The organism is Pantoea sp. Cr_R13 (assembly GCF_029222565.1).
In the GTDB taxonomy this organism is placed as follows: domain Bacteria; phylum Pseudomonadota; class Gammaproteobacteria; order Enterobacterales; family Enterobacteriaceae; genus Pantoea; species Pantoea eucalypti.
In genome coordinates, this window is sequence record NZ_JARHXL010000018.1 from 40,100 (window position 1) to 54,256 (window position 14,157).

General features: G+C 56.9%; 11 protein-coding genes. 4 read left to right on the forward strand and 7 right to left on the reverse strand.

Annotated features, from left to right (window positions below; all coding sequences use genetic code 11):
• Window positions 1-87: 87 nt before the first annotated feature.
• On the reverse strand, window positions 88-1,578 hold the full coding sequence (dgt, locus tag P2R09_RS17170) for a dGTPase (RefSeq protein WP_275771505.1): 1,491 nt from the start codon (window positions 1,576-1,578) through the stop codon (window positions 88-90).
• A 92-nt stretch (window positions 1,579-1,670) separates the two neighbouring features.
• Here dgt and mtnN point away from each other — a divergent pair, with 92 nt between their 5' ends.
• The 3 genes from mtnN to P2R09_RS17185 all read left to right on the forward strand — a co-directional run bounded on the left by mtnN (window position 1,671) and on the right by P2R09_RS17185 (window position 3,530).
• Window positions 1,671-2,369 carry a 5'-methylthioadenosine/S-adenosylhomocysteine nucleosidase gene (gene mtnN / locus P2R09_RS17175; RefSeq protein WP_275771507.1) on the forward strand — a complete coding sequence of 233 codons (699 nt, stop codon included), beginning with the start codon at window positions 1,671-1,673 and terminating at the stop codon, window positions 2,367-2,369.
• Window positions 2,362-3,156: a vitamin B12 ABC transporter substrate-binding protein BtuF gene (gene btuF / locus P2R09_RS17180; protein WP_275771509.1), complete on the forward strand. Its 795-nt coding sequence runs from the start codon at window positions 2,362-2,364 to the stop codon at window positions 3,154-3,156. Before mtnN ends, btuF begins: the two co-directional genes overlap by 8 nt.
• A 122-nt stretch (window positions 3,157-3,278) precedes the next feature.
• Window positions 3,279-3,530 (forward strand): hypothetical protein, encoded by a 252-nt coding sequence (locus P2R09_RS17185; protein WP_008925626.1) that lies wholly within the window; start codon window positions 3,279-3,281, stop codon window positions 3,528-3,530.
• A gap of 30 nt (window positions 3,531-3,560) precedes the next feature.
• On the opposite strand, the gene erpA is transcribed toward P2R09_RS17185, so the two are convergent.
• Window positions 3,561-3,908: an iron-sulfur cluster insertion protein ErpA gene (erpA, locus tag P2R09_RS17190; RefSeq protein ID WP_008925625.1), complete on the reverse strand. Its 348-nt coding sequence runs from the start codon at window positions 3,906-3,908 to the stop codon at window positions 3,561-3,563.
• Window positions 3,909-4,111: 203 nt separating this feature from the next.
• On the opposite strand from erpA, the gene hemL reads away from it, so the two are divergent.
• Entirely contained in the window at window positions 4,112-5,392 is a 1,281-nt protein-coding gene (gene hemL, locus P2R09_RS17195) for a glutamate-1-semialdehyde 2,1-aminomutase (protein ID WP_275771513.1), read from the forward strand.
• Window positions 5,393-5,438: 46 nt separating this feature from the next.
• Here hemL and fhuB read toward each other — a convergent pair whose 3' ends face one another.
• The 5 genes from fhuB to mrcB form a co-directional block, all read right to left on the reverse strand.
• On the reverse strand, window positions 5,439-7,418 hold the full coding sequence (gene fhuB, locus P2R09_RS17200; RefSeq protein ID WP_275771516.1) for a Fe(3+)-hydroxamate ABC transporter permease FhuB: 1,980 nt from the start codon (window positions 7,416-7,418) through the stop codon (window positions 5,439-5,441).
• The gene (fhuD, locus tag P2R09_RS17205) at window positions 7,418-8,296 is read right to left on the reverse strand and encodes a Fe(3+)-hydroxamate ABC transporter substrate-binding protein FhuD (RefSeq protein ID WP_275772091.1); all 879 of its coding nucleotides are present in this window, start codon (window positions 8,294-8,296) and stop codon (window positions 7,418-7,420) included. Before fhuD ends, fhuB begins: the two co-directional genes overlap by 1 nt.
• Window positions 8,297-8,306: 10 nt before the next feature.
• Window positions 8,307-9,101, reverse strand: coding sequence for a Fe3+-hydroxamate ABC transporter ATP-binding protein FhuC (gene fhuC, locus P2R09_RS17210; protein WP_275771517.1), 795 nt, complete (start codon window positions 9,099-9,101; stop codon window positions 8,307-8,309).
• Window positions 9,102-9,144: 43 nt separating this feature from the next.
• The gene (gene fhuA / locus P2R09_RS17215) at window positions 9,145-11,361 is read right to left on the reverse strand and encodes a ferrichrome porin FhuA (protein ID WP_275771518.1); all 2,217 of its coding nucleotides are present in this window, start codon (window positions 11,359-11,361) and stop codon (window positions 9,145-9,147) included.
• 199 nt (window positions 11,362-11,560) lie between these two features.
• Window positions 11,561-14,095, reverse strand: coding sequence for a bifunctional glycosyl transferase/transpeptidase (gene mrcB / locus P2R09_RS17220; protein WP_275771519.1), 2,535 nt, complete (start codon window positions 14,093-14,095; stop codon window positions 11,561-11,563).
• Window positions 14,096-14,157 lie beyond the last annotated feature (62 nt).

A 14,157-nucleotide genomic window follows, 5' to 3' on the forward strand; every position in this document is an offset into this window, starting at 1 on the left:
AAGGTGAGATAAATGTTTTAGCGCGAAGTTCCTTTAAAAGTTTAAGTCAAAGGTAAAAATTTATTCGCGCTCTTTACAATCGCCGGCTTATTCTACAGCCATCAGTCGGCGATACTCATCCCAGGCATAGAGATCGGTCATTCCACTGATATAATCCTGAATAAGCCGGAAGCGATAATAACGTTCCCATAGCAGCCGCTGATATTTATGCTCTACCACAAGGGTACGCATCTTTTGCAAATAGGCTTTACGGTGTTTACCAGAAAGCTTATGAAAAAGCCGGGTTTCAATCGGATGCTGACGCAGGAAGTCTTCATTTATAAGCGTGGTGAAAGCCTCATAGTTCAGGCGCATCAGCGGCTGATAGATCTCCAGCAGCCCTTTAATTACGCGGTATCCCTGCAACTCCAGCTGCTCGACTTCAGAGTGATTAAAGACCTGCTGGCGCGCAACAGTTTTAAACAGTTGCAGTAACCGGCCCTCTTCACCCTCATCTTCCAGCAGCGCGTGATTGAAACTGCCATCGAATATAGCAGGCAGATTATCAACGAAACGTTTCACGGCATAACTTACCAGCACGCTCTGAACATTTACGCGTAATGACATAAAAAATTGATCGCTGCGGCTTCGCCGTTTTTTACTGCAGGCTTCGCGCCAGGCTTCACCAATAGTCCGGCTGAAGGCGTCATTATTTTTAACCGGTCCCCAGGCTTTATTGAGAAACTCAAACAAACTCTCAACATTAAAGATATCTTTTTCTACAGCGTCGTCCAAATCGGCAATACAATAGGAGATATCATCCGCCGCTTCCATTATATAGGTAAGCGGAAAGCGATGGTGTTCTTCCATATTGGTGGCAGCACGTAAATCCGCAATATACTCCTGCTCAGAGAGATAAAAGCCAGGTTTCTTCATTAAGGCGCTAAATTCGGCAGGTTTATCACCCTGCCACCAGGCGGGTGCGGTATATTTCAGGATGCAGGCGACCTGGGAATAACTGAGATTGAGTTGCAGTAGCGTATGCACCATACGAATGGCCTGCGCATTGCCCTCAAAATGGCAGAGGTCCTGGCGGATCATGGCATTAAGCTGATCAAAAGCTTTCCGCTGTTCTTCTCCTTCAACGCCCGCTACCAGCGGATCCACCAGTTCGGCTGAGAGGTTCTCCTCAAACCAGTCGTTAATGGCGGCCTCGCCAAAATGGCCAAACGGCGGATTACCGACGTCATGCAGCAGACACGCCATCTCGATCAGACTTTCAAACGCGCCCTCCATCTCATCCAGCCCATACTGCGCCAGCCCGCCCTGCATCTTCAGGGTTTGCAGGATCTCTTTGGTGATGTAGCGCCCGGTTTGCTGCACCTCCAGCGAGTGCGTCAGGCGGGAGCGGACGGCGGCGTTGCGCTCCAGTGGAAAGACCTGGGTTTTTTGCTGCAAACGCCGGATGGCGGCCGAGTTGATAATTCGTCCACGGTCGCTCTCAAAATGGCGGGTAATATAATATTCACCTTCCGGATCTTTTCGACTGTTATAAGGGCGTGAGAAGCTGATCTTCTTCCTGAAATTGATCGCCGACATGAATTACCCCTGACTTTTTCGTGAATTAATCCCCTGAATGCCATGGTAGACTATGCCCTAAATTTTGATTCTTTACATTAGCGGAACTCACTATGAAAGCAGGCATTATTGGCGCGATGGAGCAGGAAGTCACACTGCTGCGCGACAAAATTGAAAACCGTCAAACGCTGACACTGGCGGGTTGTGAAATCTATACCGGCACTCTGCAGGGCGTTGAAGTGGCACTGCTGAAATCGGGCATTGGTAAAACCTCTGCAGCGCTGGGTACCACGCTGCTGCTGCAGCTCTGCAAGCCGGATGTGGTGATCAACACCGGGTCGGCAGGCGGTTTAGCACCGTCACTGAGCGTCGGCGATATCGTGGTATCAGATGAAGTGCGTTATCACGATGCTGACGTCACCGCTTTTGGTTATGAGCCAGGTCAGATGGCGGGTTGCCCGGCTGCGTTTGTGGCAGACAGCAAGCTTATCGCGGCTGCCGAAGCCTGCATTAAGCAGCTGGACCTGAATGCTGTACGCGGTCTGGTGGTGAGCGGTGATGCCTTTATCAATGGCGCTGAGCCGCTGGCGCGCATTCGTAGTCTGTTCCCGCAGGCGATTGCGGTTGAGATGGAAGCGACCGCTATCGGTCACGTCTGTCATCAGTTCCAGGTGCCGTTTGTGGTGGTCCGTGCGATTTCTGACGTGGCCGATAAAGAATCGCACCTGAGCTTTGATGAATTCCTGAACGTTGCAGCGAAGCAATCGTCGCTGATGGTGGAGAACCTGCTGGCGCATCTGGCGCGTGGCTAAAACGCTGCTGTTCTGCTGGCTGCTGCTGTTGAGCGGCAGCCTGCTCGCTTCCCCACCGCGTGTTATCACCCTCGCTCCACACCTTACCGAACTCGCCTTTGCTGCCGGGATTACGCCGATTGCAGTCAGCGCCTGGTCCGACTATCCGCCGCAGGCGAAACAGATTGAACAGGTCGCCAACTGGCAGGGCATCAAAGCCGAGCGTATTCTGCAGCTCAAGCCGGATCTGGTCCTGGCCTGGCGCGGCGGTAATCCGCAGCGGCAGATTGAGCAGTTGCAGCAGCTCGGCGTACCCATTAAATGGATTGATCCACTGACACTGGATGAGATGTTCACGGCACTGGCCGATCTGGGCCGCTGGAGTTCCAGGCCAGAGCAGGCCGCCAGCGCGGCCAGAGCGCTACGACAGCAGGCAGCGGCGCTGCGACAGCGCTATACTCATCTGACTGCGGTTCCGCTTTTTTTGCAGTTTGGTCAGCAGCCGCTTTTTACCGCCGCCAGAGCCACGCTGCAAAATGAAGTTATTACGTTATGTGGTGGCAGGAATATTTTTGCTGACAGCCGCGTCAGCTGGCCGCAGGTCAGCCGTGAGCAGGTGCTGATGCGCCATCCTCAGGCCGTGGTTATAGCCGGAGGTGCACAGCAGGCGGAGAACATTCGTACTTTCTGGCGGCCACAGCTCACGGTGCCAGTGATCGCCATTAACGAGGACTGGTTAAGCCGGCCGGGTCCGCGGCTGCTGCTGGCGGCGCAGCAACTCTGTTCCGCGTTGCATCCCGCACAATAAGTCCACGCATCGATTAAAGAAACAGCCTTTTTTGCCGTTAATCAATACCAGAGACGAGCGGGCCACGTATGCTCACCGTCCTTTTAGCGCCGCGGCGCTTTTTAAAACACCAGGAACCTTATATGACCAGAGCACTGCTGCTGGCCATAGGGCTTTTGATCACCGGATCTGCTTTTGCGGGATCGATAAATGGCTCTATAGGCGCCAGGCTTGTCATCTATTCACGCTGTGAAATCAACACGGCTAACGGTCCGCTTTTGCCGCAAATCAACTGTGGCAGACAGGCGAGTGCGCAGCCACGCGTAACCCAAAGTCAGATTCAATCGCAGGGAAGCCTGAAGCAGAGTAACCGGCTGGTCACAATAGAGTGGTAAATGAGGCCGTCGGAATGACGGCCTGCGCGATCAGATACTGAAGGATGAGCCACAGCCACAGGTGGTTTTGGCATTCGGGTTGGTCACGATAAAGCGCGATCCCTCCAGGCCTTCCGTATAATCAACCGAACCGCCCACCAGATATTGCAGGCTCATTGGGTCAACGACCAGTGAAACGCCCTGCTTTTCAATTGTCATATCGCCATCGTTCAGCTGGTCGTCAAACGTAAAGCCATACTGGAAACCACTGCAACCGCCACCGGTGATATAGACGCGAAGTTTCAGCGCCGGGTTCTCTTCGTCGGCAATCAGGTTTTTCACCTTGGTGGCTGCGGCGTCGGTAAACTGCAACGGCAGTGCTACTACTTCATCACTCATGTTTTACTCCGGTAAACGCCCAGGTCAGAAAACGACCTTAATAACGCTATTATCAGTCAGCACCTCAGCGCAATCAAGCTCTGCCCTTCGCACTCTGTGCCGCTTTCCCCTCCGTTCAGGACGCTGCGGGTGAATCCACCTTTCGTCTGCTGCTGCTCTTCCGTAGAATGGCGCAATATTTTTCTGAAACGCTGGAGCCGAAAATGAGTAAGTCCGAACAACTGTTTGCCGAGGCACAACGCCTGATTCCGGGTGGGGTAAACTCGCCAGTACGCGCATTTACCGGTGTGGGCGGCGTTCCACTGTTTATTGAACATGCTGATGGTGCGTATCTTTATGACGCTGATGGCAAAGCCTATATCGACTATGTCGGCTCATGGGGACCGATGGTGCTGGGCCATAACAACGCGGCGATCCGTAATGCGGTGATCGAAGCAGCCCAGCGCGGCCTGAGCTTTGGCGCACCGACCGAAATGGAAGTGACCATGGCGCAGCTGGTGTGTGAGCTGGTGCCGAGCATGGAGATGGTACGGATGGTTAACTCCGGTACCGAAGCGACCATGAGCGCAATCCGTCTGGCTCGAGGCTTTACCGGCCGCGATAAAATTATTAAGTTTGAAGGCTGCTATCACGGCCATGCCGATCATTTGCTGGTGAAAGCCGGTTCTGGTGCCTTAACGCTGGGTCAGCCAAACTCGCCGGGCGTACCGGCAGACTTCGCAAAACATACCCTGACCTGCACTTTCAACGATCTCGACTCAGTGCGCAGCGCCTTCGGGCAATATCCTGATGCCATCGCTGCCATCATCGTTGAGCCGGTTGCCGGCAATATGAACTGCATTCCGCCGCAGCCAGAATTCCTGCCGGGTCTGCGCGCGCTCTGTGATGAGTTCGGCGCACTGCTGATTATCGATGAAGTGATGACCGGCTTCCGTGTGGCGCTGGGTGGCGCGCAGGCTCACTACAATGTGCGTCCTGATCTGACCTGCCTCGGAAAAATTATCGGTGGCGGCATGCCAGTCGGTGCATTCGGTGGCCGTCGCGACGTGATGGCTGCACTGGCGCCGACCGGCCCGGTTTATCAGGCAGGAACGCTCTCCGGTAACCCGATCGCGATGGCTGCCGGTTTTGCCTGCCTGACGCAGATCGCGCAGCCGGGCACGCACGAGAAGCTCGATACCCTGACCCGCAAGCTGGCAGAGGGTCTGCGCGAAGCCGCACAACAGCAAAATATTCCGCTGGTGATTAACCATGTTGGCGGGATGTTTGGCCTGTTCTTCACCGAGGCTGACAGCGTGACCTGTTACGCCGATGTGACCCGCTGCGATGTGGAACGCTTTAAAACCTTCTTCCATCTGATGTTGGAGGAAGGCGTTTACTTTGCGCCATCAGCTTATGAAGCGGGCTTCATGTCACTGGCGCACAGCGAAGAGGATATTCAGCGCACGGTTGATGCCGCGCGTCGTTGTTTCGCGAAGCTGTAATTTCGGTAACGTTAAAGATGAAGACCGGCTTGCGCCGGTCTTTTTTTTAACCTGAACGACGCAGCAGCCAGATAAAGTAAGGTGCACCTAAAAACATCGCCATCAGCCCGGCAGGAATTTGATCCGGGAATGCCAGCATTCGCCCGCACCAGTCAGCCAGCACCATCAGTCCCGCCCCCAGTAATCCCGACAGCAGCAGTTGCGGCAAGGCACGCCGGAACCCCAGCATGCGCGCCATGTGCGGCGCCATTAATCCAACAAAACTCAGCGGACCAATAGTCAGCGTTGCGCTGGCGGTCAGCGCGGCTGCCAGCAGCAGCAGACTCAGCCGCGCGGGCGTTAGTGCCATGCCGGCCGAGCGTGCGGTAGCACTTCCCAGCGGCAGCAGCGTCAGCCAGCGGCTCGCCATTGGTGCCAGCGAGACCAGCAGCAGCGCACAGATTGCGCTCTGTATCGCCTGACTGCCGCTGATGTTATAGGTCGAGCCAGAAATCCAGCTCAGCAGCCCGCCCATGCGGGGATCGCCGCTCGCCAGCAGCAGCATCAGCAGGGTGACAAAGGCGCTGTTAAGCGCCATACCCGCCAGCAGCATTCTCTCAGGTGAGAAGCCGCCACGACTGGCTACCGCCATGATCACCAGCAGCGTCAGCGCGGCACCCATCGCACCGGCGGGCAGCAGCCATGCCATCGCATCGCCCGGCACAAAGAACATCATGACGACGACGCCACAGGCGGCACCTGAACTGATGCCCAGCACTTCCGGGCTGGCCATAGGATTACCGGTCAGCCGCTGAATCAGGCTCCCCGCCACGCCAAGCATCAGGCCGGTCACCAGCGCAGCCAGCACGCGCGGTGCACGCCACGGAAGCAAAGAGTGCAGCATCTCACCCGATGACCCGACCCAGCCCAGCGCATCACGCCCAAACGCCAGCGCACCCCACACCAGCAGGGCAAGCACCGCGAGCCCCGTCAGCGTCCAGCGCAGCAGGTTTTGTCTCTCTGCGGGCACGTTGTCGCCCTGATTCAGGGCGGGCGGCACTGAACCCGTTCGCAGTCGCGGCAGCAGCCACAGCAAAATGGGTACACCGAGCAGTGCCGTGGCCGTTCCGGTCGGGATATCGCGCCAGTGTGCGCTAAGCCATAACACGCAACTGTCGGCCAGCCACAGCAGCAGCGCGCCGGTAAGCGGTGCCAGCAGCATCCGGCTGAGGAGCCGTCGACCACCCAGCAGCTTCGCCAGCAGCGGCGCAAACAGCCCGATAAAACCGATGATACCGGCGGCATTCACCAGCTGTGCGCTGAGCAGGATTGCCAGCCCGAGGCCACCGACACGCGCCATAGAGAGCGCCAGCCCCAGATTTTTTGCTACACCATCATCCAGCCCCATCAGTGTCAGCGGACGCAGCAGCGCCAGCGCCAGCAGAAACGCCAGCAGCAGGCGCGGCCAGAGCTGCTGCACATTTTCCCAGCTCATCTGATTCAGCGCGCCGGTGCTCCACAGAAACATGTTCTGCAGCTGATCGTGATTGAAGATAGCGAAGATTTGATTTACCGCGCCGCTGTAGAAGCTCAGCACCAGCCCGGCCAGAATCAGCGTCACCGGCGACAGCCGTTTGCCCCATGCCACACCAAACACCAGCGCGGCCACCAGCAACGCTCCGCCAAGCGCGGCAAACTGCTGTGTCAGCGCGCCGCCCGGCAGATGCCACAGCGTCGCCACGGTAATACCCAGCTGCGCGCCGGAAGAGACACCCAGTGTGGTGGGTTCGGCCAGCGGGTTCCGCAATATCTGCTGAAACAACAGGCCGGCAAGCCCCAGCCCGGCGCCCACCAGCAGCGCCAGCGCCGTGCGCGGCAGCAGGCTGTAGTGAAACACCATCTGCGGCAGGCTATCGACCGTTGGTGACCAGAATGCCTGCCACCACTCCTGCTGCGGCAGCGCATGGTGCAGATTAACCAGCGTCAGGCTGAGTGAGAGCATAAACAGCAGGCTGAGAAGACCTGCGGGAAACAGAGCATGGCGCATCAGTGCGTCTCCAGCGCGCGTTCCAGCACGCGAACAAAGTGCAGCGCCGAGAGCGTTGCACCGTAATACCAGACTGCAGGGACGCGCTGAAAGCGTCCGGTGCGAACAAACGGCATGGCCTGCCACAGCGGGCTGCGCATCAACTGCTGCATCTCTGCGTCGTTGTCATGATCAAAACAGATGACATCCACATTTCCAGCCTGAGCCAGCTGCTCAATGCCGATTACCGCGCTGCCCCAGAAATTTGTTTCGCCCTGCCAGCCATTTTTCAGGCCCAGCAGCGTCATTACTTCCAGGAACAGACTGTTTTTACCAAAGGTGATGGCGTGACGACTGTCGAGCAGCGACATCAGCAGAATCGTGCGTCCGGCATAGGGCGCCAGCCGCTGACGCGCCTGTGCCAGTTGCGCATCGACCTCGCGCAGATGCTGCTCCGCCCGATCGCGTAATCCAAGTCTCGCCGCCAGCTTACGCAGCGATGCCCGCGCGGCAGTGAAGGGTTTCCCGTCGCCGCTGTGAAGGTCAAAGCCCATGATCGGTGCGATGCGTGTAAGTTTCTCTTCAGGCGGGCCATAGCCATTTGAACAGAGGATCAGCGACGGCTGCATTTGTGCCATCAGCTCAAGATTAGGTTCGGTGCGCAGACCCACATCGATCACATCCGCAGGCAGCGGCGGCTCCCCGACCCAGATATTGTAGTTGTGCAAATCAGCCACGCCCCAGGGCATAACGCCCAGAGCGATCAACAGTTCGGTGGGAAGCCACTCCAGTGCAATAATCCGGCCCGGATTGGGCGTGGCAGCACGCAGGGGAAGTGCACAAAACAGTGGCGAGGCCGCGAGTGCCAGCAACAGTCGGCGGCGATAAAGATCGGGCATCATCCTTTCCTTAACAAACAAAACTGACCGGCGCGCCGCCCTGCGGATGCGGTAAAATGCCCATCGGGATGCCATAGATCGCGCCGAGCACCTCAGGCTGCATAATCGTCTGCGCGTTACCTTCGGCAATCATCGCGCCCTGACGCAGCGCCACCAGATGATCGCAGTAGCGGGCTGCCATATTGATATCGTGCAGCACCGCAATCACGGTTAAGCCGCGCTGCTGGCTCAGATCTTTTATCAGCGCCAGCACCTCAACCTGATGAGCGATATCCAGCGCCGACGTCGGTTCATCCAGCAGCAGACAGCGACTGTTCTGCGCCACCATCATCGCCAGCCAGGCGCGCTGACGCTCACCGCCCGACAGACTGTCCACCAGCCGCCCGGCAAAGGGCTTTAGCCCGACCTGGGCAATCGCATCTTCTACCCTGTCCCGATCGTCCTGACCGAAACGGCCCAGCGCGCCGTGCCAGGGATAGCGACCAATCGCCACCAGTTCACGCACCGTCATCCCTTCGGCTGCCGGTAACTGCTGCGGCAGATAGGCCACCTCGCGGGCAAACGCTTTGCTGTTCCAGCGCCCGACCGGCTGTTGATTAAGCAGCACCTCTCCGCCGCTGGCCACGTGATGACGGCCCAGCATTTTCAACAGCGTCGACTTACCGGAACCGTTGTGACCAATCAGCGCGGTCATTTTGCCCGGTGGAAAGGTCAGCGAGAGGGGCTGAAGGAGAGTTCGGCCGGGCACTTCAAAACTGGCGTTTGCCAGCGTAAAAGTCGCCTCTTCTGCGTGCGGATGCGGCATGGTTATCCCTGTGAACGAACGGGCGCCGAAGCGCCCGGTTAAATCAGAATCTGAAGGTTGCGGTGCCGACAATCTTACGCTCCGCGCCCCAGTAGCAGGCGTATTCCCGGTAGCAGCTGGCGACATACTCGCGGTTGAACAGATTGTTGACGTTAACGCCCACCGTTGAGCCCGGTAGACCGAAACGACCGAGGTCATATTTAAGCGCCGCATCTACCGTGGTGTAACCGGCAACCTTAAAGTTCTGGTTCGAGAGTCCGGCAGCACTATTATCTGTGGTAACAGAATAGAGTCCCTGGCTTTCACCCACGTAGCGAACCCCAGCGCCGATCGTCACACCTGAAAGCGCGGTCTCGTGGAAGGTGTAGTCGCCCCACAGTGAGGCCATATTTTTAGGGACGCTCACCGGCGTTTTGCCTTTCAGCAACGTGTCTTCGGTATACTCCGCATCGGTATAGGTGTAAGACGCCGTCAGGTTAACGTTGGCGTTCAGCGCCGCTTTCGCTTCAAGCTCTACGCCGCGCGACCGGATTTCACCGCTTTGAACGCTGAAAAGAACATTCCCAGGTTCGGCGGTCAGGTTTTTGGTTTTGGTCAGCTGATAAAGCGCTGCGGTGAGCACAACCGGGCGATCTTTCGGTACATATTTCACGCCCGCTTCATACTGCTTCGCGCGGGACGGATCAAAAGGCTGCCCGTCGGATGTTGTGCCTGCAGTAGGAATAAAGGATTCGCTATAGCTGAAATAAGGTGCGATGCCATTGTCGAAGACATAGTTCAGCCCACCCCGCCAGGTGAAAGCCTGATCGTGATTTTTAACTTCAGTATCTTCATTACGATTAAACGCGGATGTCATGGCATAGTCGTAGCGGCCACCCAGGGTCAGAACCCAGCGATTCCATTCCATCTGATCCTGCGTATACAGGCCAGTCTGCTCCAGCTTATTCAGGTACTGATAAGGGAAAGGAGCCCCAACATTTGCATCGTTACCGTACTGCGGATTAATGGCATTCAGAGGGGCAGCGCTACCAAATGCTGCATCAATATCATTACGTGTTCGCTGATAATCCACGCCCAGCAACAGCGTATGATCAACCTGACCCGTGGCAAACTTCGCCTGCGCTTGGTTATCTACCGCAAACTGGTTTAGCTTCTCATGGGACACCGCTGACCCACGGGTAATCTCCTGCGTCGCCGTATCGAACCCATTACCGTAAATACTACGGTAATCGGTGCGCAGGTCGGCGTAACGCAGGTTCTGGCGCAGCGTCCAGGTGTCATTGAAGCTATGCTCGGCGTTATAGCCGATCATTTTGGTGGTGCGTGAAATCTTGTTGCTCTGCTCGCCTTCATCGAAGTTGGTCGGCAGTTTATACTGGCTGCCATCGGCACGCGTGATGGGGACGACCGTGCCCTGACGCGGTAGCCAGCCGTAATAGCCGGTTTCGGGTTCGTTCTGGAAATAGGTCAGCAGGTCAACGCGGGTGCGATCGTCGGGACGCCAGCTGAAAGCCGGCGCGATGGTGTAGCGCTTCTCTTTGTTCATCGCCTGCTGTGCATCCTGACTGCGCGCCTGGCCGGTCAGGCGATAGCTGTAGACGCCGTCATCATCCAGCGCCCCACCGAGGTCAAATCCCGTTGAGAAGAGGTTATCGTTGCCCATCTGGAACTGCACTTCACGCAGAGTTTCCTGGGTCGGACGCTTGCTCACCAGCGAGACCACACCGCCAGGATTGCTTTTGCCGTAGAGCACCGACACCGGACCGCGCAGCAGTTCGGCGCGCTCCAGAAAATAAGGATCGATGGCAAATTCAGAGTAGTTATCCCCCTGCAGTTTCAGGCCATCCATATACTGATTGGTATTAGTTTCGCTGAAGCCGCGAATCGACAACGCATCAATCACATCTGAGCTGCCACGGTTACCGGTCAGTACGCCAGGCGTATAGTTAAACGCCCCTTTTACGCTGGTGACATTGCGCATTTCCATCTCTTCGCGGGTGACCACGGAGACAGACTGCGGATTTTTTTCAATCGGCGTATCCGTTTTGGTGCCGGTGGCGCTGCGTTTGGCTGCCACAGTGGGTGCCGGGCCCCAGGCGCTTTCCGCCTCGGCGGCGCTGCCGCCATCCGCTGAAACCACCATCGTCTCCGCCTGTGCGGCGTAAAGCGAGGTGCTCAGACTGAGAGAGATCATGATGCCCAGAAGCGGTCGGGAAAATGTTTTTTTGGTGTCGGTTGCAAAAGTCGTTCGCGCATTCATAAATGTGTCTCAGAAAATAGGCCCACAAGGGCGAATCGAAACGATAATGATTATTATAACGGATTAGATAATATGCGAACTTCAGCGGACACTGCAAGAAGAAATCCCAGTCGTGACGCCGTTTGCAGGGCGATTGATACGTATTAATCAGCAACAAAAAAAGGGCGCCGAAGCGCCCTTTTAAACCTGTCTGACTGATTTATTTGCCAAACATATCTTTGATCCAGCCTGCTACGCCGTCGCTGTCTTTCTGCTCCTGCGGTTGCTGGGCCGGTTGTTGTTGCGGCTGCTGCTGTTGCTGCTGTTGATCAAACAGCTGTTGCTGCTGCTGAACCTGCTGCTGCTGTTGCTGACACAGCGCATTCGGATCCAGCGCCCACACCGGCAGAGAACGCCAGGTGCTGCTGCCCGTACCACAGACAAAATTACCGGCTGAATCGACATTCATCATCGACACATCTTCCGGTGGCGTCAGCTGCAACGGCATCGGTGCCTGAATGTCGAGGTAACGACGATAAAGCTGCATCGCGCCACTGGCACCATAGAGTTTGGTCGGCTGGTTGTTATCGCGTCCCACCCAGGTGATCGCGACTTCTTTGCCATCAATACCGGCAAACCAGCTGTCGACCAGATCATTGGTGGTACCGGTTTTACCGGCCAGATGCGCATTCGGGAAGCGCGCACCCAGTGCACGGGCGGTACCGTGATCAGCAACCTGCTGCATGGTGTAGAGCGTCAGATAGGCCGCCTGCGCGGGTTCAACCCGTTCTGCCTGCGGATAGCTCTGATAGAGCACGCTACCATCTTCCGCAATCACCGAACGCACTGCAGAGAGCGATGCGCGGTTACCGCCGCTGGCGATTGACTGGAACGCCTGCGCCACTTCAACCGGCGTCAGGTTCATGGCACCCAGCAGCATCGCCGGAACCGGATGCAGCTGATCTTTCGGCACACCCAGCTTGCTCCAGGTATCCACCACCGCATCCAGCCCCAGCGTCATACCGAGGTTAACCGTCGGCACGTTCATGGAGTTGGTCAGCGCATCCACCAGCATCACTTTTCCGCTGAAGCGACGATCGTCGTTCATCGGTTTCCAGATGCTGCCGTTTGGCTGCTTCAGCGCAATCGGCTCATCGGCGATCCAGCTGTTCAGCCGGTAGCTGTTTGGCTGGCTCAGCGCGGTGAGGTAGGTGGCGGGTTTTGCCAGTGAACCAATAGAGCGGCGCGCCTGTAACGCACGGTTATAACCGGCATACTGCGGATCGGCACCGCCGACCATGGCGCGGACTTCACCGCTAAAGCGGTCAACCACCACCATCGCGGTTTCCAGATCTTTCAGACCACGCTGTTTTTTCAGCGTCGGAATGCCATCAATGACCGCTTTTTCGGCTGCATCCTGTGACACCGGATCCAGCGTGGTGAAAATTTTCACGCCGGAGAGATCTTTAATCTTATCGCCCAGTTTCGCCTGAAGCTCATTACGCACCATCTGCATAAAGGCAGGCTGCGGCGTGATCACGCCCCCTTTCGGCTGCACGCCCAGCGGACGCGCCGACAGCATGTCATACAGCTCCTGGTCGATCACTTTCTGCTGCTGCAACAGGCGCAGCACCAGGTTGCGTCGTTCCAGCGCCAGTTTCGGGTTACGCCACGGGTTATAGAGCGACGCACCTTTTACCATGCCAACCAGCATCGCCTGCTGATCCAGGCTCAGCTCATCCACCGGGCGGCCAAAGTAGTAAAGGCTCGCCAGCGGGAAGCCGCGAATCTGATCGCTCCCTGCCTGGCCGAGATAGACCTCGTTCAGGTAGAGCTCCAGGATACGATCTTTGCTGTAGCGCGCATCCATGATCACCGCCATATAGGCTTCACGCGCTTTACGCCACAGCGAACGCTCGTTGGTGAGGAACAGGTTCTTCACCAGCTGCTGGGTCAGCGTACTGCCGCCCTGCACCGCTTTCCCGGCCGTGATGTTCGCCAGGAAGGCGCGACCAATGGAGTACGGGCTGATGCCATCGTGCTCATAGAAATGGCGATCTTCGGTGGCGATCAGCGTATCGACCAGCAGATCCGGGAAACCGGCGCGTGGCACAAAGAGACGCTGTTCACCATTCGGCGACTGCAGCATGGTGATCAGGCGTGGATCGAGGCGGAAAAAGCCAAAATCACGGCCGGTTTCGAGGTTTTTAATCTCGCTCAGCTCATCTTTCGTGAAGCTCATGCGCGCGTGGATCTGTCCCTCTTTACTGTCGGGGAAATCAAACGGGCGACGCAGCAGATCGATGGTGTTGCCCTTCACCGAAAACTCGCCAGGGCGGGTAATTCGGGAGACTTCGCGATACTGGGTTCCTTCCAGCAGCGCCACCATTTCACTTTTGTTGTAGGCCATACCCGGTTCCAGGCTGACCATGCGACCATAGACGGTCGCGGGCAGTTGCCACACTTTACCGTCAATACGGCTGCGAATTTCTGAGTCGAGGTAGATGCCCCATGCGACCATGACCACCACAAACACCAGGAACAGTTTAATTAACCATCCCAGCCAACGGCGTTTGCCGCGCGGCGGTTTTCCACCTTTACCTTTACGTGGCACCGGCGCTTCCTCCTCGTCATCATTAAAATCGTCCTGATCGATATCCTGTTCGATATCCCTGCGTCGTCCCCGGCCCGCACTGCTGCGCGGCGGCAACGGTTTACCTTTGCGCCCTATTGGTTCGCGATCGTTCCCAGACATTACTTTTTTCTCCAGGCAGTGCTTACGGCAGCGCCGCTACTCTAACTGCTTTCTCGCGTGCC